The sequence below is a fragment of the Streptomyces indicus genome (assembly GCF_900100315.1).
Taxonomy (GTDB): domain Bacteria; phylum Actinomycetota; class Actinomycetes; order Streptomycetales; family Streptomycetaceae; genus Streptomyces; species Streptomyces indicus.
On record NZ_FNFF01000018.1, the window covers coordinates 49,460 to 67,535 of the forward strand.

Genomic DNA, 18,076 nt, shown 5'->3' on the forward strand with positions numbered 1-18,076 from the left:
GTGAACAGGGCGGGCGGCAGCCTCAGTTGGTGCGCGGCTTGGTCAGATGCGTGAACGCGTCCAGGTTGCGGGTGGACTCGCCGCGCGAGACCCGCCACTCGTACTCGCGCCGGATCGCCGAGGCGAAGCCCAGCTCCAGGAGCGTGTTGAAGGAGCCGTCGGCCTCTTCGAGTACCACCCCGAGCAGCCGGTCCAGCTCGGCCGGGGTGACGGCGGCGAGCGGGAGCTTGCCGGCGAGGTAGATGTCGCCGAGCTTGTCGATCGCGTAACTCACCCCGTACAGGCGGAGGTTGCGTTCGAGCAGCCAGCGGTGGACGCCCTCGGCGTTCTCGTCGGGGTGGCGGATCACGAAGGCGTTGAGCGAGAGCGCGTGCCGGCCCAGGCGCAGGGAGAGGGTGGTCGAGAGCTTGCGGGTGCCGGGGAGCTGCACCACGTAGACGCCGGGCTCGGGGGACTCCCAGGCGAGCTCGGCTTCCTTCAGCGCCTCTTCCAGGACCTCTCGGGCGTCCGCCGTGCTCTGCTCGTCAGCCATGGTGCGAGCGTACGCGACGGCGCCGGTCGTACAGGGCGGCGGTGTAGACGTCCGCGGTGGCCGCCGCGGCGGTGTCCCAGCCGAAGGAGCGGGCGTGCCGGTGGGCGGCGGCGCCCATCCGGTCGACCAGGTGCGGCTCGTCGGCGAAGAGCTCCAGCTTCTGCGCGTACGCGGCCGGGTCGTGCCCCTCGATCAGGAAGCCGCTGACCCCGTCGCGCACCGCCACGGGAAGCCCGCCGACGGCCGCCGCGAGCACCGGGGTGCCGGTGGCCTCGGCCTCTATGGCGACGAGTCCGAAGGATTCGCTGTACGAGGGCATGACCAGCACGGACGCGGCACGGAACCAGTCGGCGAGCTGCTCCTGCCCGACCGGCGGCCGGAACCGTACGACATCGGCGATCCCCAGCTTGGCGGCCAGCTTCTGGAGCTTCTCGGGCTTGGCGAGGCCGCTGCCGGACGGGCCGCCGACCACCGGCACGAGCAGGCGGGAGCGCAGCTCGGGGCGACGGTCGAGGAGCAGGTGGACGGCCTTGAGCAGCACGTCGGGGGCCTTGAGGGGCTGGATGCGGCCGGCGAACAGCGGGATGAGGGCGTCCTGCGGCAGGCCCAGGCGCTGGCGGGCGGCGGCGCGGCCGTCGGCGGGGCGGAAGCGGTCGAGGTTCACGCCGGGGTGGACCACGGCGACCTTGGCGGGATCGGCGTCGTAGTGCCGTACGAGCTCGTCCGCCTCCTCGTCCGTGTTGGCTATGAGGCGGTCGGCGGCCTCGACGATCTGCGTCTCGCCGATCACGCGGGCGGCGGGCTCGGGGGTGTCGCCCTCGGCCAGCGCCGCGTTCTTGACCTTGGCCATGGTGTGCATGGCGTGCACGAGCGGGACGCCCCAGCGCTCGGCGGCGAGCCAGCCCACGTGGCCGCTCAGCCAGTAGTGCGAGTGCACCAGGTCGTAGTAGCCGGGGCGGTGGCCGGCCCAGGCACGCATCACGCCGTGCGTGAACGCGCAGAGCTGGGCGGGCAGTTCCTCCTTGGCGAGGCCTTCGTACGGGCCCGCGTCCACATGCCGTACGAGCACACCGGGGGCCAGCTCGACCTTGGGCGGGAGGTGTCCGGTGGTCGCCCGCGTGAAGATCTCGACCTCGATGTTGATCGCGGCCAGGCGCTTGGCGAGCTCGACGATGTAGACGTTCATGCCGCCCGCGTCGCCTGTGCCGGGCTGGTGCAGCGGCGAGGTGTGCACGCTGAGCATCGCGATCCGGCGGGGCTTTCTCGGGCCGCCGGTCAACCTGAGCCGCGGGGAGGTGGACAGCAGCGAAGGCGTGGAAGCGAGCCGTCCGCCGAGCCTGCTCACGTACTGGCTCACGCGCGCGGCCTCCTTCTGACGACGTGACTGGACGGGCATGGCGCGGCATGGCGGGCATGCCTGCGGGAGGGCACAGGGCACCCTCCGAACCACCGGAACACCGGAGGCACCCCTTCCTATTCCGGCCCCGGATCGCGGGGTCCGCTTCCGGCCTTGGATCGCGGGGTCCGCCGGCCCCGCAGTTCCAGGATCGCTGCGGGCGGGACGGGCCGCACGGCGGGCTCGGGGCGGCGGGCTCGGGGCGGAGGGCGCCGGGGCTGGCCGATACTGGACCCATGGCCCGCACCCCCTCACGTCCCGTCGGGACCGTGACGCGCGGGACCACCAACCCCAACCGGCTGCGCCGCATGGACCGCTGGATCGCCGAGCGGCACGGGCGGGCGCTGCGGGCGCACCCCGCCCCGCTCGCCGTGGACCTCGGGTACGGGGCCGCGCCCTGGACCGCCGTCGAGCTCCTGCACCGGCTGCGCACGGCGGCCGCGGACGTCCGGGTCGTGGGCATCGAGATCGAGCCGGCGCGGGTCGCGGGCGCGAAGCCGTACGAGGAGGAGGGCCTCACCTTCCGGCTCGGCGGCTTCGAGGTGCCCACCACGCCCGCCGAAGGGGCGCCGCTGCTGATCCGCGCGGCCAATGTCCTGCGGCAGTACGACGAGGAGCAGGTGGCCGAGGTGTGGCGGCGGCTGTGCGGCCGGCTCGCACCCGACGGGCTGCTCGTCGAGGGCACCTGCGACGAGATCGGGCGGCGGCACGTGTGGGTGACGCTGGGGCCCGAGGGCCCGCGGACGGTGACCTTCGCGACCCGGCTCGGCTCGCTCGAGCAGCCCTCCGACCTGGCCGAGCGGCTGCCGAAGGCGCTGATCCACCGCAATGTGCCGGGCGAGCCGGTGCACGCGTTCCTGCGGGACTTCGACCGCGCCTGGGCGGCCGCGGCACCGTACGCCTCCTACGGGGCGCGGCAGCGGTGGATCCGCACGGTGCGCGATCTGCGCGCCGACTGGCCGGTGGTGGACGGGAGTTCGCGGTGGCGGCAGGGCGAGGTGACGGTGGAGTGGGGGGCGTTGGCCCCGCGCGCCTGAGCCGCCGCGCTGCGTCAGCCCAAGTAACACCAAACCGCACATATTTCCCCAACCTCCACAAGGGTGACGTCTCGCTTCGACGGGAACGCGACGCGGTACTCATTCGTCAGACGTGACGGGACGGGCGGGAAGTGGCGGGTGGGGAAGCGGAGTTGGTCCCGCGGTGCGGCTGTTGTCGCCGTGTGGCCGGGTTCGTGTTCTGCGTGACCCTGTCGGAATCGGCGCGGCCGTGGCACCATCCCGGAGTCGTGCACAGTTACTGACGGGCCATCAGATCAGGGGGCGTGGGCGTGACCTGCAGGCGAACCTCGACCATCGCGGCCATGGCGCTGGTCTGCGCGCTGAGTGTGCTCAGCGTGCCCGGCCCCGCGGGCGCCGTACCCCTGGCCGGACCGCCCGCCGCACCGCCGGCCGCACCGGACGACCCCGAGCCCAGGAGCCGCAATCTGCAGGAAGTGCGCGCGGAGCTGGACGACCTCTACCACGACGCGGCGGTCGCGACGGACGCGTACAACGCGGCGGAGGAAGAGGCCAAGAAGCAGTCCGACCAGATCGTCAAGCTGGCCAACAGGATCCAGCAGTTGCAGGACAAGCGCGACAAGCTGAAGGACCGCGCGGGTGCGGCCGCCCGCGCGCAGTACCGCAGCGGCGGCGTGCCCCCGCAGGCGCAGCTGGTCCTGAGCGACGACCCGCAGGAGTTCCTGGACGGCGCGCAGCGCGTGCGCCAGGGCCAGCACGCGACGACGACGCTGGTGGAGGAACTGACCACCACGCAGGACGACTTGCAGCTGTACGCGAAGGACGCCGGCCTGTACTGGAAGGAGCTCGACGAGCACCGCGAGAAGCAGGCCAAGCGCAAGAAGACGATCGAGTCGAAGATCAAGGCCGCCGAGAAGCTCGAGAAGAAACTGGAGAAGGAGGAGCGCGAGCGCCTTCTCCAGATGGAGCAGGACGCCGCCGTACAGGCCCAGACCGCCTGGCTGGACACCGGGATACTCGACGAGATCAAGGGCAAGGCCTCCGCCCGGGGCGCGAAGGCCGTCGCGTTCGCGACGCAGCAGATCGGCAAGCCGTACGTGTGGGGCGCCGAGGGGCCGTCCTCGTACGACTGCTCGGGCCTGACCTCGCAGGCCTGGGCGGCCGCCGGGCGCGGCATACCGCGCACCTCCCAGGAGCAGTGGCGGCAGCTGCCGCGCATCAAGGTGCGCGACATGCGGCCGGGCGACCTGATCATCTACCACGCCGACGCCAGCCATGTCGGGATGTACATCGGCAAGGGCGCGATCGTGCACGCCCCGCGCCCGGGGCGGGATGTCACGGTGGCGGGCGCCGGTTCCATGCCGATCCTCGGGGTCGTACGGCCGGACAAGTAGGCGCCGGGCGCGGCCGCCTCAAAAGGTGTGGTCGTGACCCCGCTCACGTGACCTGCGCCACCCGGGCAACCTCCACGGCGTGATGTTCGTCATCCCGGTTGGAGCCGTCGCGTGCCCAATTACGGGGCGGGACGCGGCATATGACTCCGGCTGTTTGCTGATCGCCATTCCAAACCGGCGCCGGCTACCGCTAAGGTCCCCGTCGGCGGAACGTCGTTCGACTAGGTGTCGTCCCGCCGCGCCCTCGGGGGGAGGGAAGGAAACCAGAAGGATGCCCGTACCCATACCGCGGCAGAGAGCAGTCCCGGCCGTGGAAAGTGGTCAGGCTCAGCCCGCCCCGGCGCCCGCAGCCGGTGCGGACGCCCTGCCGGCACAGCCCGGCGCCGTCGAGAACGGCGGCGGCGGTCTGACGCTGCTCGTGATCGAGGACGACCCGGCCCAGGCGCTGAGCGTGCCCGCGCTGCTCGACGCGGCGGGCAAGCCCATCAAGGTGCGCACGGCCCGCAATCTGACGGAGGCCGAGCGCCTCCTCACCGACGACGTGCACTGCATCCTGCTCGACCTCTCGCTGCCCGCCCCCGGCCGCGCGGGCTCCCCGGGCGGCGAGGACGAGCTGGGCACCCTCAAGCACGTGCTGCGCCTCGCGCCCCGGCACGCCGTGCTCGCGCTGACCGCGAGCGACGACACCGAGCGGGCCGCGGAGGCGGTACGGGTCGGCGCGCAGGACTACCTGTTCCGCGACGAGCTGGACAGCCGCGTCCTGACCCGCGCGATCCGTTACGCGGTGGAGCGCAAGCGGGCCGACGTGGCGCAGCGCCAGCTCACCGAGTCCCGGCTGCGCGCCCAGGAGAACGCCCGCCTGGAGCGCGGTCTGCTGCCCACGCCGCTGCTCGAGGGCTCCCCGCTGCGGTTCGCCGCGCGCTACCGTCCCGGCCGCTCGCGCGCGCTGCTCGGCGGCGACTTCTACGACGCCGTGCGCACCCCCGACGGCACGGTGCACGCGATGATCGGCGACGTGTGCGGGCACGGCCCGGACGAGGCGGCGCTCGGCGTGGAACTCCGGATCGCCTGGCGCGCGTTGACCTTCGCGGGCCTGTGCGGGGACGAGCTGCTCTCCACGCTCCAGCAGGTCCTGGAGCACGAGCGTCCGGACGACGAGATCTTCGCGACGCTCTGCACGGTGGACATCTCCCCCGACGGCCGCCGCGCGGGCCTGTGCCTGGCCGGCCACCCCTCGCCGCTGATCGCGCGCGCGGGCGGCCGCGCCGAGCTGCTCCCGTACGAGAACAGCGGCCCGGCGCTCGGCCTGCTCCCGCGCGCCCGCTGGCCGCGCCAGCAGGTGGAGCTCGGCGGCGCGTGGAGCCTGATGCTCTACACCGACGGTCTGATCGAGGGCCGCGTGGAGGCGGGCAGCAAGCGCCGCCTGGGCCAGGACGGCATGGTGGCGATGATCCGCCGCCAGCTCGACGAGGGCCTCGGCGGCGACGGCCTGCTCCAGGCCGCGGTCAACGAGGTCCGCGATCTGAACGGCGGCGAGCTGACGGACGACGTGGCCGTGGTCCTCCTGGAGCGGGGACCGAGGGCCTGACAGCGGCCGAGGGCGGCCTCGCGGTCGAGGGCAGCCTGGCGTTCGAGGGCGACCTTCCGGTCGAGGGCGGCCTTCCAATCGAGTCCTGACAGCAGAACGGCGGATCCGCCCTGGGGACGGATCCGCCGATCAGTGCTGCGGTGCGGGCTCGGCGCCCGCGCTGCGGCACGGGGCTCAGCGCCCGCCGTTGTACGGCCCGTACGGACCGTCGCTGCTGGAGCCGCCGCGGCGGCCGCGGCCGCCTCCGGTGACCTGCTGGAGCGCGGGGCGGACGTCGACGAAGAACACGATCGTCGCGATCAGGCCGGCGATCTGGAGGAAGAGCATCGGCACGACCAGATTGACCAGCACCACGATGCCGAGAATGATCAGCCAGAAATTCTTGGTCTGCTTGTCCGCGGCCCGATAGGCGTCCTCGCGGAACGTCACCGCCATGACGAGGGCCACCACCGCGAGCACCAGCATCGCCATGAAGAGCAGCCACATGAAGCCGGCGAAACCCTGCATCAGCACTTCGTCCACCACCTGTGTGTCGGGCCACTCATTGTCCGGTTCATTGCGGCCACCGTACCCGGAGAACGGCCCGGACACTCCGTTCGTGCCCGGGCCGGTCGCTCGGCGGGAAGTCCGCCGCCTGTGCCTTACTCGGCAGCCGGCGTGGTCTTCTTCGCCGCGGGCTTACGGGCCGGAGCCTTCTTGGCGGCCGGCTTCTTGGCCGGGGCCTTGGCCTCGGCGGCCGGAGCAGCAGCCGGAGCAGGAGCCGCGGCGGACGCGGCCGGAGCCTCGTCCTTCGGCGCGGCGCCGGTCTCGTCCTTGCCCTCGACCACGATGGCCAGTTCCTCGATCTCCTCGGCCGCCTCGCCGCGCCAGGTCTTCACGGCCTGCTCGCCGCGCTCGGCGACCTCGTCGTACTTCTCACGGGCCTTGACGGCGTACTCGGCGGCCACGCCCACCCCGCGCAGGGCCAGGTCCTGGGCGGTCTCGCCGAGCTTCTTGAGGTCGGTGTCGAAGCCGCCGATGACCTCGGCGACCTTGGCCTGCACGACCTCCTGCACCTCCTTGGCGCGGGCGGCGGCCTTCTCCTGGACGGCCTTCGGGTCGGTGTTGCGCACGGACTCGAAGCGCTCGGGGGCCTCGGCCTGGATCTTCTCGATCAGCTCGGGCACGCGCTTGGCCTGCTGGAAGGCGAGGTCGGCGGTACCGGCGGCGAAGTAGAGGGGCTTGGGGTCGGTGACGGCCTTGCGGATGTCGTCGGTGAGAGCCATGACGTACGTACCTCCGATAGGTATGAGGGTGCTGGCGTCAGTCGTCGCCGGCCGCGCGGGGCTGGTCATCGGCGGTGTCGCTGCCGTCCTGAGCGGCTGTGGGAGCGGTGCCGTTCTCCTTGCGGAACGACTCGTAGATCTGCAGGAGCACCTGCTTCTGCCGCTCGTTGATCGAGGGGTCCGCGAGGATCGCGGCCCGCGTCTCGACTTCGTCGCGGTCGCGCTCGTCGAGGATCCCGGCCTGCACGTACAGCGTCTCGGCGGAGATCCGGAGGGCCTTCGCCAGCTGCTGCAGAATCTCGGCACTCGGCTTGCGCAGCCCGCGCTCGATCTGACTCAGATACGGATTGGACACACCCGCGGCATCGGCGAGCTGCCTGAGCGACAGCTGCGCATTGCGCCGCTGCTCGCGCAGATACTCACCGAGATTGCCGACGTTGAGCGTTGCCATAGCTGCATGCTGCCGCAGTCGCGCTAACTATTGCAAGCAGATGCTTGCAATAGTGGTGCACGCCACCTTCGTCCATGGCCTGCGAGTACCCACCTTTTTGTGCGTACTTGGCAGCAACTCCCCACTGGATCAAGCTGTTTGCAGGTGGTCAGCGGGCCGCCGACAGCAACTCGGGGCCCTCCTGCATGCGTAGGAGGCGGCGGTGGCCCCAGTCCGAGAGCGGGGCCAGCGCCGTGGCGAGGTCCTGGCCGAAGGGAGTGAGCGTGTACTCGGTCTTCAGCGGCAGCACGTCGTGCACCTCCCGGTGGACCAGGCCGTCCTGCTCCATCTCGCGCAGGGCCTGGGTGAGCACCTTCTCGCTCAGACCGGGGAGTTGACGGCGCAGCGCGCCGGGGCGCTGCGGTCCCTGTTCGAGGAGCCACAGCAGGCCCGTCTTCCACTTGCCGTCGATCACCGCGATCGCCGCGGTCACTCCGCAGACGTCCTGGTCCTGGGCGCGGCTGCGCGTCATGTGAGTGAGCCCCTTTCACGTCCGATTCAGGTTCCGAGGTGCACGTCCGGCGTGCCCGCGGGAAGTCCTGCGGAAATTTTTTCTTGTCCAGTACGGGAGTTGAGAAGCATGTCCGAGCAGTCCAACCAGTCCACCCCCTCAGGTTCTTCCGTCACCGTCCTCGGTCTCGGCCCCATGGGCCGTGCGCTGGCCGGTGCCTTCGTGGCCGCCGGGGTGCGCACCACCGTGTGGAACCGGACGCCCGGGCGGGACCGGGAGCTGGTCGCGCAAGGGGCGGTCGGGGCCGCGTCTCTCGAGGAGGCCGTGGCGGCGAGCGATCTGGTCGTGGTGTGCGTGGTGAACTACGACGCCTCCGACGCCCTGCTGCGTACGGAATCGGCCACCACCGCCCTCAAGGGCCGCACCCTGGTGAACCTCACCGCCGACACCCCCGACCGCGCCCGCGAGAGCGCGCGGTGGGCGGAGGCGCACGGGATCCGCTACCTCGACGGCGCGATCATGACGCCGACCGCGACGATCGGCACTCCGCACGCCGTCTTCCTGTTCGCGGGCCCGGCCGGTCTGTACGGGGAGCACGAGCCGGTGCTCGCCGCCCTCGGCGGCACCCGCACCCACCTCGGCGAGGACCACGGACGGGCCGCCGCGTACGACATCGCGCTCCTCGACATCTTCTGGACCGCGATGGCCGGGTACACGCACGCGCTGGCGGTCGCGAAGGCGGAGGGGGTCTCCGGGGCGGAGCTGGCGCCGTTCGCACAGGGCATCGCCGCGATCCTGCCGGACATCTTCCAGGACTACGGGACACGGGCGGACCAGGGCGTCTACAGCGGCGACACCAACCCGATCACCTCGGCGGCCTCCTCGATGGCCCACATCGTCCACACCTCGGAGGCCCACGGCATCGACGCGGGCGTGATGCGCGCGGCGGAGGGCCTGGCCCGGCGGGTGATCGGCCTCGGTCACGGCACGGACGGGTTCATCCGCATCACCGAGGTCCTGGGGCGGACGGCTCCGGCCGAGCAGCACTGAGCCCCTGCGAGGCGGTCCGCCGCCGCGCAGTGAGCTCGGCCCCCGGGGCGCGGTCCGCACCCGCCGGCGGGGCTGAGCAGAGAGGCGGGCACAGCCGGGCGGAGCTGGGATGAGGGAACGGGCCGAGCCGGGCTGTGCCGCCTCGCCGTCAGGGCTCCTGGAGGCCGCGTGCCTCCGGGAGCCCTGACGTTGCGGCGCCGATGCACCACACTCGTGCGTCACGTCCGCAGTCGCGCGCCACGTCCGCACCCGGCCCGCCGCGTCCGCCCTACCCCCGCCGCGTCCGGTTCCACTCGTCCTTCATCGCCCACACATCCGCCAGCGGAGCCAGGTGCCCCAGCTTGTCGGGGTTGATGACCGAGCGGATGGCCGCGATCTCGCCGTCCACGATGTCGAGCAGGACGGCCACGGCCACGTTGCCCTCGCGGTCGCGGAAGAGAGCGCCGGGCTGGCCGTTGATCTCCCGGGCATCGACGATCGTGCCGATCGAGAAGACGGGCGGGAACGCGCCGGCCATGAGCCGCGCGACCTTGTCCGCACCCTGCACGTGCCGGGCGAGCTGCGGCGCCTTGCCGCCCCCGTCGCCCACCAGCTGGACATCGGCGGACAGCAGCTCCTGAAGGCCCTCGACCTTGCCCTCGCGCAGCGCCGCGAAGAAGCGCGCCGCGAGCTCCTCGCGTGCCTCGCGGTCGGCGTCGAAGCGCGTACGGCCCTCCTCCATGTGCTTGCGCGCCCGCGCCGACAGCTGCCGGCAGGCCGCCTCCGTACGGCCGACGGCCTCCGCCACCTCGGGGTAGCCGAAGCCGAACACCTCGCGGAGCACGAACACCGCCCGCTCCAGCGGGCTGAGCCGCTCCAGGAGCAGCAGCGCCGCCATGGACACCGAGTCCGCCAACTCGGCCGCCCGCGCGGGGTCTTCGTAGGGATCGCTCAGGAGCGGTTCGGGCAGCCAGTCCCCCACGTACTCCTCACGCCGCACGCGGGCCGAGCGCAGCACGTCGATGGAGATGCGCGTGACGACCGTGGAGAGGAAGGACTTCAGCGAGTCGGGGCGCGTCGTGGTGGTCTCGTAGCGCAGCCAGGTCTCCTGGACGGCGTCCTCGGCCTCGCTGACGCTGCCGAGGATGCGGTACGCGATGGAGAAGAGCAGCGGCCTCAGCTGCTCGAACTCCTCGGCTCTGTCCTGGACTCCCGTCCCCGCACCGGCCACCGCCGCCCCGCCTTCCACCGCCGAAAAGGTCCCTTCTCCAGAGGCTACGCCCACGCCCGGCGGAGACCACGCGCGGCCGCCCCGGAACGCGCCGGACGCCGGGCCGCGTCAGAGCCGCACACCGGTGCCGCGTCGGAGCCACGCTCCGGGGCCGCCTCAGAGCCACGCACCGGGCCGTGTCAGACCCGCACACCGCGGCCGTCTCAGAACGGCAGCTCCCGCCCGTGCACCACATCCAGCCGGGAGACGGCGCGGGTCAGCGCCACGTAGAGCCGTTCGCGGCCCCGCTCCTCGGCCTCGGCGATCGCCGCCGGCTCCACGACGACCACGTGGTCGTATTCGAGCCCCTTGGCGAGGGAGGCGGGCAGCAGCGTCAGCCGCGCGGCCGTCTCCTCGGGACCGGACGGATCAAACCCGGCGGCCGTCAACGCGGCCCGAAGCACCGGCAGTTGGGCGTCCGCCGCGATCACCCCGACCGAACCGTCTCGCTCCAGCGCCCGCCCGGCCGCCTCGACGGCGGCGGCCACCACGTCCGGGCCCGGCAGCAGCCTCAACTCCCCGTCCCGGCGCAGCGACCGGGCGGCCGGCACCATCACGTCCAGGGTCCCGAGCAGCCGGTTCGCCAGCTCCACCACGGCCTCCGGCACCCGGAACCCGGTGGTCAGCGGGATGACCTCGGCGTCCGGCTTGCCCAAGTGGGCAAGGAGACCGGGCCAGTTGCGCGCCGCCCACGGCGTGGTCCCCTGCGCGAGGTCGCCGAGCACGGTGAGCGAGCCGAAGCGGGCGCGCCGGGCGATCACGCGGGCCTGCATGGGCGAGAGGTCCTGTGCCTCGTCGAGCACGATGTGCCCGTATCCCTCGGGGTGTTCGATCAGTCCGGCGAGCTCGTCGAGGAGCACGAGGTCCGCCGCCGACCACTTCGCCGACTTGAACGAGCGCGGCGGCTTCGCCCACACCAGCGCCTGCTGCTCCCCGGCCGTGAGGATCCCCTCGGCGGCCGCCGCGAGCGCGGCCGGATCCGCGAGCAGCCCGGCGAGCACCTCCTCGGGCGTCACCTTCGGCCACACCGCGTCCAGGAACCCGCGCACCTGCCGGCCCATCTTCTGCAGCCACGCGTACGTCCGGGTGCCCGAGCGCCGCTCGGCCTGGTCGCGTACGAGGGCGAGCACCCGCGTCTGCACCCTCTCGCGCCCGGTGGCGTAGGCCGGCGCCTCGTCGCGTACGTCCGCGACGATCCGCTCCAGTTCGCCGAGCGAGACCCGCCAGCGGTACGAACCGTCCACCACGGCAAGGGAGTCGGCGGGCAGCGCCACCCGCGCGTACAGCGCGCGGTGCAGCACCCGGGCCATGCGCGCGTCGTGCTTCACGGCGGCGGCGCGCGGCTCGTCCACGGCGCGCACCGGGTGGCGGGCGATCTCGTCATCGACGGTGGACTGCCGCACCCCCGTCTCGCCGAGCGAGGGAAGGACCTCCGCGATGTACGCGAGGAAGGTCCGGTTGGGGCCCAGGATCAGCAGGCCGCCGCGTCGGATGCGCTGCGGGTACGTGTAGAGCAGATACGCGGCACGGTGCAGCCCGACCGCCGTCTTGCCGGTGCCGGGCGCCCCCTGCACACACACGGAGAGGCCGAGGTCCCCGCGCACCAGCTCGTCCTGCTCGGGCTGGATGGTGGCCGCGATGTCGCGCATCGGGCCCACGCGCGGCCGCTCGATCTCCTCGGCGAGCAGCGCGCTCGGTCCACTCAACTCCTCACCCTGGCCGAGGAGTTCGTCCTCATAGCCGGTCAGGTCCGCCGAGTCGCCGCGGCTGCCGGGCGCCCAGCCGAAGCGGCGGCGGACCGCGACGCCCTGCGGGTCGTGGGCGCTCGCCCGGTAGAAGGCGCGCGAGACGGGGGCGCGCCAGTCGACCACGAGGGGCGGGGCAGCCGGGTGTTCGGTGATCCGCAGCCGGCCGATGTGGTAGCTCTGCCCGCGGTGATCGCCGGCGACTTCGCTGTCCCGTACGCCCGCGAAGTCGATCCGGCCGAAGAACAGCGGCCCCTCGGGCAGCTCGGCCATCTCCTTGGCGCGGCTGCGCAGCTCGTAGCCGAGGACCTCGGCGTCGGCCCCGGAGGCGGAGGCGTGCTCGCCGACCACGACCTGTTCATGGGCGCCCTCGACCATCGCGGCGAGTGCGGTGCGGCAGTGGTCGTGGTGGCTGCGTTCTTCGGCCAGGGCATGGCGCAGGTCCGGGGCGTTCATCCCTCGAGAATAACTTAACCGAGTTACATTTTTTACCGGGTTACGGATACGGGGTAGGCTGCCTCCATGCCAGAACCCGCCCCCGGCCTGCGCGCCCGCAAGAAGCAGCAGACCTTCGACACCCTCTCCGAGACGGCCATCGCCCTCTTCCTGGAGCGGGGCTTCGACCAGGTGCCGGTCGCCGAGGTGGCCGCGGCGGCGGGGGTCTCCAAGCCCACGCTGTTCCGGTACTTCCCGGCCAAGGAGGACCTGGTCCTGCACCGGTTCGCGGACCACGAGGACGAGGCCGCCCGCGTCGTGACCGGGCGCGCGGCGGACGAGACCCCGTTGGAGGCCCTGCGCCGCGACTTCCTCGCCGGGCTCGAACGGCAGGACCCGGTCACGGGCCTGTGCGACCACCCGGACGTCCTGGCCTTCCAGCGCCTGGCCTACGGCACCCCGTCAGTGGTGGCCCGCATGCTCGGCTTCCTGACCCGCTCCGAGGAGGCCCTGGCCGCGGCGCTCGGCGGCGGGACCGCGGCGCGGCTGGCCGCGGGTCAGATCATCGCGGTGCGCAGGATCCTCGCGGAGGAGAACCGACGCCGGATCGAGGCGGGCGAGAAGGTGGCGGACGTGCTGCCGGACGCGCGTGATGCGGCCGGGCTGGCTTTCGGCCAACTGGGCTCGGGGGTGGGCGCGTTGGGGGCGTGACGGGTGTGCGTCCGGAACGGCCGTAAGCCTCCTTCCGGACCCAGATCCCGCAGCGCGGAAGCCGCAGTACGAGCCTCCCGTGAGCCGCCCGCGCGGACATCGGGGAGGACACTGGGGGGATGGACCCCCTGCACGGCACGTATGTGAGCCTGCGGCCCGCGACGACGGCCGACCTGCCGGCGTTCCGCACCGCGCTCGCCACCGACGAAGTCCGCCGCTGGTGGCACTGGCCGGACCCCGAGGGCGATCTGGGCGAGCCGGAGCACCGGCATCTCGCGATCTCCGTCAAGGGCGAGACCGTCGGCATGATCCAGTGGGACGAGGAGCCGGACCCCGACTTCCGGCACGCCACCATCGACATCTTCGTCCACCCCGGCCACCACCGGCTCGGCCTGGGCACGGACGCCATCCGCACCCTGGCCCGCTGGCTGTTCGACGCCCGCGGCCACCACCGCCTGACCATCGACCCGGCCGCCGAGAACACGGCCGCGATCGCCTGCTACGAACGCCTCGGATTCCGCCGCGTCGGCGTCCTGCGCAAGCAGTGGTACGACCACCAGCGGGGCGGCTGGGCGGACGGGATGCTGCTTGATCTGCTCAAGGGGGAGCTGAGCGAAGGGGGCTAGGCGGGCGCTCGCCGGCGAGGACTAGCTCCGCGCCCTGCGCTCGATCAGCGCCGCCACCCCGTCGAGCACGAGCTCGAGGCCGAAGTCGAACTCCGTGTCGGGGCCGTCCGCGCGGTCGAGCACGCCGGACGCGAGGACCTTCGTGACGCCCGGGTGGCTTTCGGGCGTGGAGAGCACGCCGAGCGTGCGGGCGTAGGCGCTCAGGTACTCGTCCGGGGTGTGCCCCCGCTCGCGGATCGCCGCGTCGATGTCGGACATGACGGTGGCCTCGTTGCGCACGAAACCGCCGACCATCATCAGGACGCCCAGCTTGTCGCCCTCGTCGAGCGGGGTGCCGGCCAGCGCCGACAGGCCGTACTCCATCCACTCCACGCCACGCGGGCTCGCCGGCGGCCCCGAGACCTGGATGCGCAGCAGCCACAGGTTGGCATGGAACACCTTCCGCTGCGCACGGCACCAGGTCTCCATCGACGTACGCCAGTCCGCCTCCGGATCTAGCGGCGGCGGGGGCGGCGTGACGGCCTCCTGCATCAGGATCAGGAGTTCGTCCTTGGCGCCGACGTACCGGTAGAGCGACATCGTCGAGACCCCGAGGCCCTTGGCCACCCGCCCCATCGACACGGCGTCGACTCCTTCGGAGGCCGCGATGCGGACGGCCTCGTCCACGATGCGCTCCAGGGACAGGCCGGGCTTGGGCCCCTTCGAGGGGCGTTCGCGCAGGCCCCAGGCCGTGGCGAGGCTCGCCGGCAGGCCGGATGCGTCGTCCGCGCGCGCGATGTGCCCCATGAGGCCTCCCTGACTCGACCCTGATCCGACCCTCGCCCGACCCGGACTTCCAGGTCCCGAGCTTGACGCACATCCTAGTTCTGCGTAACCCTTACACAGTAACGCGTAGGGCATACGCAGAAGAACGTGCGAGCCGCGGAAGGTCGCGGGCCGCAGACGGTCACGAGCCGCACAGCACACGGACGCGAGCCGCACGGCACACGGCCGCGAGCCGCACCCACAGACGCGAAGGGCACCGCCCATGACAGACCGGACCACCACCACAGCTGCCGCCCCGCCTCCGGCAGCCGCACCGCCCGCGCCGCGGACCGGCCCGCGGTCCACCGCGATCGAGGCCGCCGGCCTGCGCAAGAGCTACGGCAGCCAGGAGGTGCTGCGCGGCATCGACCTCACGGTGCCGCGCGGCACGGTGTTCGCCCTGCTCGGACCCAACGGTGCGGGCAAGACCACCGCCGTCCGCATCCTGGCCACGCTCGCGAGCGCCGACGCGGGAACGGTGCGGGTGGCCGGCCACGACGTGCGCACCGAACGGGCGCGCGTACGGCGGGCGATCAGCCTCACCGGCCAGTTCGCGGCGGTGGACGAGATGCAGACGGGCGCCGAGAACCTCCGGATGATGGCGCGCCTCGCGCGCACCGCGGGCGGCGGGCGCCTCTCCCGCGCCGCAGCCCGTACGAAGGCGGCCGAACTCCTCACCCGCTTCGACCTCACCGAGGCCGCGGACCGCCTGGCGAAGACCTACTCGGGCGGCATGCGCCGCCGCCTCGACCTGGCGGCCTCGCTGGCCGGGTCGCCGGAAATCATCTTCCTCGACGAGCCCACCACGGGCCTCGACCCGCGCAGCCGGCAGGAACTCTGGTCGGTGGTAAGGGAGTTGCGCGCCGCGGGCACCACCGTCTTCCTCACGACCCAGTACCTGGAAGAGGCAGACCAATTGGCGGACCGGATCGCCGTCCTCGACGCGGGCCGGATCGTCGCCGAAGGCACGGCCGCCGAACTGAAGCGGCGGGTCGCGGGCCACCGCCTCGACATCACGCTCGCCGACTCGGCCGCGTATCTGCGGCTGGCGCCGCGCGCTCTCCACAGCGACCCGGACGCCCGCGTCCTCGGCTTCCCCACGGACGGCGGCGCGGCCGAAGTCCGCGCACTCCTGGACGAGTTGGACCCGGCCCACACGGCCATCACGCACTTCACCGTCCACACGGCGACGCTGGAAGACGTCTTCCTGACCCTGACGGGCCGCCCGGCCCCGCAGTCCTCCACCCCTCAGCCCACGCCCCCTCAGCCCACGCCCCCTCAGTCCCCCGCCCCACAGGAACCGACGACCCCCCAGGAGCCCACCCATGCCTGAAGCCCTCACCGACACCCTGGTCATGAGCGGCCGGGCGCTGCGCATGAGCCGGCGCAACGTGGACGCCCTGATCACCGCACTCGCACTGCCGGTGATGCTGCTGCTGATCTTCGTCTACTTCTTCGGCGGCGCCATCGAGACCGGCACGACGGAGCAGTACGTCACGTACGTCGTCCCGGGCGTCCTGCTGCTCTGCGCCGGCTTCGGCTCCTCGAACACGGCGATGGCGGTCGTCGAGGACCTCAAGAACGGCATCATCGACCGCTTCCGCTCCCTGGACATCTCCGGCGCCCCGATCCTCGCCGGCCACGTCTTCGCCTCGGCTGCCCGCAACCTCGTCGCGACCGCCCTGGTCTTCGCCCTGGCCTTCGCGATCGGCTTCCGCCCGTCGGCCACCTGGGCCGGCTGGCTCGCCGCCCTCGGCATCCTGGTGGCCTTCATCCTGGCCCTGTCCTGGCTCAGCGCGGCCGTCGGCCTCCTGGCCAAGTCCCCCGAAGCAGCAGGCGGCTTCACCTTCTTCGTGAGCTTCCTGCCCTACCCCAGCAGCGCCTTCGTCCCCACGGACTCCATGCCGTCCTGGCTCCAGGGCTTCGCGGAACACCAGCCCATCAGCCAGGTCATCGAATCCCTCCGCGGCCTCCTCCTGGGCCAGCCGGTGGGCTCGACCCCTTGGGTCGCGCTGGCCTGGTGTGCGGGGATTCTGGGGGTCTCCGTGGTGGGGGCGGGGGTGTTGTTCAGGAGGCGCACTGCCTGAAGCGGCGGGGACTCAGCGGCGCCACGAGGGCGCGTCGGCCAGCTTCCAGCGCCCCTCGAAATGCCTGACCCACTGGGCCACGGCACGCACCTCGGTGGCCGTGCCGTCCCTGGCCGACCATACGTACAGATCTGTGTTGTAACCCTTGGGGTCATAGACCACTCGGCCCGAATTGGACATCTGCATACGGGCGTCCACGTCGTACAGGCCGTGCAGGACCAGCTCCTTGTTGAAGAGACAGATCTTCTCCGTCGGCTCACCGTGGTAGACCCGGTAGGTGCAGGTCACCTCCACCCTTCCCCGGACGGACAGCTGCTCCGCCAGGCCCGACAGGGTCATGTCGTAGTCCTGGCACTTGAGTTCGAGCCTTCTGCGGAACTCCGGGTCGTCCACGGGCGACTCGTCCGGCCCCACCCGCGCGGGCACGGACATCTCGCGGCAGAAGTCGGGGATCAGCATCCGCACCGAGACTCTGCGCGTCGGGCCCGGATCGTCGAGGAGCCGCTCCAGTCGGTGGTAGAGCTCGTTGTAGAGCGTCTCGCCCGTGTAGCCGACGAAACAGATGTCAACATCCCGAGCGCGGAAGGCCTCACTCACCAAGCCGCTCAGATCACGTGAGCTGACCAAGGAGCGGGCCGGGGTACGCGCCGAGGCCACCAACTCCTGGATCGCGTCGTACAGCACGTAGGCGACGAGGCTCAGCAGAGCGCCACCGAGGAAAGCATGGCCTTCCAGCGCATCACCGACGGGTGCCACGAACTGCGCCACCAGGCCCGTCACAAAGATCACGGCCAGAATCGCCCTGGTCAGCGGCGCCTGGAAACGCGTCTGGAAACGCTTGAACCGGCCGCCTATGCCCGGCTCCGGACCACCGCTGCCACCGTGTGCCACCCGAGCTCCTCCCCGCCGCGGCCCACGGACGTGCCTCGGACCGATCAGAGCACTGGAGCGTCATGGTCCCGGCAGTCCTCGCGGGAGACAAGACCGGGAAACCATCCGGCACGGACGTTCCACTCACTCAATGGAGCAACGAATCCTGTGCTCCGGTCGAATGTTTCAACATCCACCACTAGAGTCCGCGACTAAGGTGCGAAGCACCCCTGCCGTCTCCTACGGCACCGGGTTCGATCAGGAGCAACAGGAGCCAGCAGTGGCCGGTGATTCCGTCCCCTGTCCCGCTCCTCCACAAGGCAAGGCGCATACCCCGTACGAACTGCGGGCGGCCTTCGTGGAGCAC

Annotated in this window: 18 protein-coding genes; 8 read left to right on the forward strand and 10 right to left on the reverse strand. The window is 72.0% G+C overall.

Translation table 11 applies throughout. The features are described from left to right. Positions 1-22: 22 nt before the first annotated feature. Together BLT97_RS31235 and mshA are read right to left on the reverse strand one after the other, a co-directional pair. Positions 23-532 carry a type III secretion system chaperone family protein gene (locus BLT97_RS31235; RefSeq protein ID WP_093616267.1) on the reverse strand — a complete coding sequence of 170 codons (510 nt, stop codon included), beginning with the start codon at positions 530-532 and terminating at the stop codon, positions 23-25. After that, the gene (gene mshA / locus BLT97_RS31240) at positions 525-1,889 is read right to left on the reverse strand and encodes a D-inositol-3-phosphate glycosyltransferase (protein ID WP_176953953.1); all 1,365 of its coding nucleotides are present in this window, start codon (positions 1,887-1,889) and stop codon (positions 525-527) included. Before mshA ends, BLT97_RS31235 begins: the two co-directional genes overlap by 8 nt. A gap of 275 nt (positions 1,890-2,164) precedes the next feature. Between mshA and BLT97_RS31245 the strand changes: the two genes are divergently transcribed. The 3 genes from BLT97_RS31245 to BLT97_RS31255 all read left to right on the forward strand — a co-directional run bounded on the left by BLT97_RS31245 (position 2,165) and on the right by BLT97_RS31255 (position 5,926). Further along, positions 2,165-2,965 carry a class I SAM-dependent methyltransferase gene (locus BLT97_RS31245; RefSeq protein WP_093616271.1) on the forward strand — a complete coding sequence of 267 codons (801 nt, stop codon included), beginning with the start codon at positions 2,165-2,167 and terminating at the stop codon, positions 2,963-2,965. A gap of 323 nt (positions 2,966-3,288) precedes the next feature. Further along, the gene (locus BLT97_RS31250; protein ID WP_093616273.1) at positions 3,289-4,338 is read left to right on the forward strand and encodes a C40 family peptidase; all 1,050 of its coding nucleotides are present in this window, start codon (positions 3,289-3,291) and stop codon (positions 4,336-4,338) included. A 271-nt stretch (positions 4,339-4,609) separates the two neighbouring features. Then, positions 4,610-5,926 carry a PP2C family protein-serine/threonine phosphatase gene (locus BLT97_RS31255; protein WP_093616275.1) on the forward strand — a complete coding sequence of 439 codons (1,317 nt, stop codon included), beginning with the start codon at positions 4,610-4,612 and terminating at the stop codon, positions 5,924-5,926. A 174-nt stretch (positions 5,927-6,100) separates the two neighbouring features. Here the strand turns inward: BLT97_RS31255 and BLT97_RS31260 are convergent, their stop codons facing one another. The 4 genes from BLT97_RS31260 to BLT97_RS31275 all read right to left on the reverse strand — a co-directional run bounded on the left by BLT97_RS31260 (position 6,101) and on the right by BLT97_RS31275 (position 8,153). Then, positions 6,101-6,433: a DUF2516 family protein gene (locus tag BLT97_RS31260; protein WP_425442789.1), complete on the reverse strand. Its 333-nt coding sequence runs from the start codon at positions 6,431-6,433 to the stop codon at positions 6,101-6,103. Positions 6,434-6,567: 134 nt separating this feature from the next. After that, positions 6,568-7,191 carry a hypothetical protein gene (locus BLT97_RS31265; protein WP_093616277.1) on the reverse strand — a complete coding sequence of 208 codons (624 nt, stop codon included), beginning with the start codon at positions 7,189-7,191 and terminating at the stop codon, positions 6,568-6,570. Positions 7,192-7,228: 37 nt separating this feature from the next. Then, positions 7,229-7,642 carry a helix-turn-helix domain-containing protein gene (locus BLT97_RS31270; RefSeq protein ID WP_093616279.1) on the reverse strand — a complete coding sequence of 138 codons (414 nt, stop codon included), beginning with the start codon at positions 7,640-7,642 and terminating at the stop codon, positions 7,229-7,231. Between the two features lie 148 nt (positions 7,643-7,790). Then, positions 7,791-8,153: a winged helix-turn-helix transcriptional regulator gene (locus tag BLT97_RS31275; RefSeq protein WP_093616281.1), complete on the reverse strand. Its 363-nt coding sequence runs from the start codon at positions 8,151-8,153 to the stop codon at positions 7,791-7,793. Between the two features lie 108 nt (positions 8,154-8,261). Between BLT97_RS31275 and BLT97_RS31280 the strand changes: the two genes are divergently transcribed. Beyond that, positions 8,262-9,182 carry an NAD(P)-dependent oxidoreductase gene (locus BLT97_RS31280; RefSeq protein WP_093616283.1) on the forward strand — a complete coding sequence of 307 codons (921 nt, stop codon included), beginning with the start codon at positions 8,262-8,264 and terminating at the stop codon, positions 9,180-9,182. 268 nt (positions 9,183-9,450) lie between these two features. Here the strand turns inward: BLT97_RS31280 and BLT97_RS31285 are convergent, their stop codons facing one another. Beyond that, the gene (locus tag BLT97_RS31285) at positions 9,451-10,410 is read right to left on the reverse strand and encodes an RNA polymerase sigma-70 factor (RefSeq protein WP_245769647.1); all 960 of its coding nucleotides are present in this window, start codon (positions 10,408-10,410) and stop codon (positions 9,451-9,453) included. 185 nt (positions 10,411-10,595) lie between these two features. Next, entirely contained in the window at positions 10,596-12,632 is a 2,037-nt protein-coding gene (locus BLT97_RS31290) for a HelD family protein (RefSeq protein WP_093616285.1), read from the reverse strand. Positions 12,633-12,698: 66 nt separating this feature from the next. Between BLT97_RS31290 and BLT97_RS31295 the strand changes: the two genes are divergently transcribed. Continuing rightward, positions 12,699-13,322: a TetR family transcriptional regulator gene (locus BLT97_RS31295; protein WP_093616287.1), complete on the forward strand. Its 624-nt coding sequence runs from the start codon at positions 12,699-12,701 to the stop codon at positions 13,320-13,322. 119 nt (positions 13,323-13,441) lie between these two features. Next, the gene (locus tag BLT97_RS31300) at positions 13,442-13,948 is read left to right on the forward strand and encodes a GNAT family N-acetyltransferase (RefSeq protein WP_093616289.1); all 507 of its coding nucleotides are present in this window, start codon (positions 13,442-13,444) and stop codon (positions 13,946-13,948) included. A 21-nt stretch (positions 13,949-13,969) separates the two neighbouring features. Here the strand turns inward: BLT97_RS31300 and BLT97_RS31305 are convergent, their stop codons facing one another. After that, positions 13,970-14,734 carry a TetR/AcrR family transcriptional regulator gene (locus tag BLT97_RS31305; protein WP_093616291.1) on the reverse strand — a complete coding sequence of 255 codons (765 nt, stop codon included), beginning with the start codon at positions 14,732-14,734 and terminating at the stop codon, positions 13,970-13,972. Between the two features lie 241 nt (positions 14,735-14,975). Between BLT97_RS31305 and BLT97_RS31310 the strand changes: the two genes are divergently transcribed. Together BLT97_RS31310 and BLT97_RS31315 are read left to right on the forward strand one after the other, a co-directional pair. Continuing rightward, entirely contained in the window at positions 14,976-16,085 is a 1,110-nt protein-coding gene (locus BLT97_RS31310) for an ATP-binding cassette domain-containing protein (RefSeq protein ID WP_093616293.1), read from the forward strand. Beyond that, positions 16,078-16,839 carry an ABC transporter permease gene (locus BLT97_RS31315; protein WP_245769648.1) on the forward strand — a complete coding sequence of 254 codons (762 nt, stop codon included), beginning with the start codon at positions 16,078-16,080 and terminating at the stop codon, positions 16,837-16,839. Before BLT97_RS31310 ends, BLT97_RS31315 begins: the two co-directional genes overlap by 8 nt. Before the next feature lie 12 nt (positions 16,840-16,851). Here the strand turns inward: BLT97_RS31315 and BLT97_RS31320 are convergent, their stop codons facing one another. Beyond that, positions 16,852-17,730 carry a hypothetical protein gene (locus BLT97_RS31320; RefSeq protein WP_093616295.1) on the reverse strand — a complete coding sequence of 293 codons (879 nt, stop codon included), beginning with the start codon at positions 17,728-17,730 and terminating at the stop codon, positions 16,852-16,854. Between the last annotated feature and the right edge of the window lie 346 nt (positions 17,731-18,076).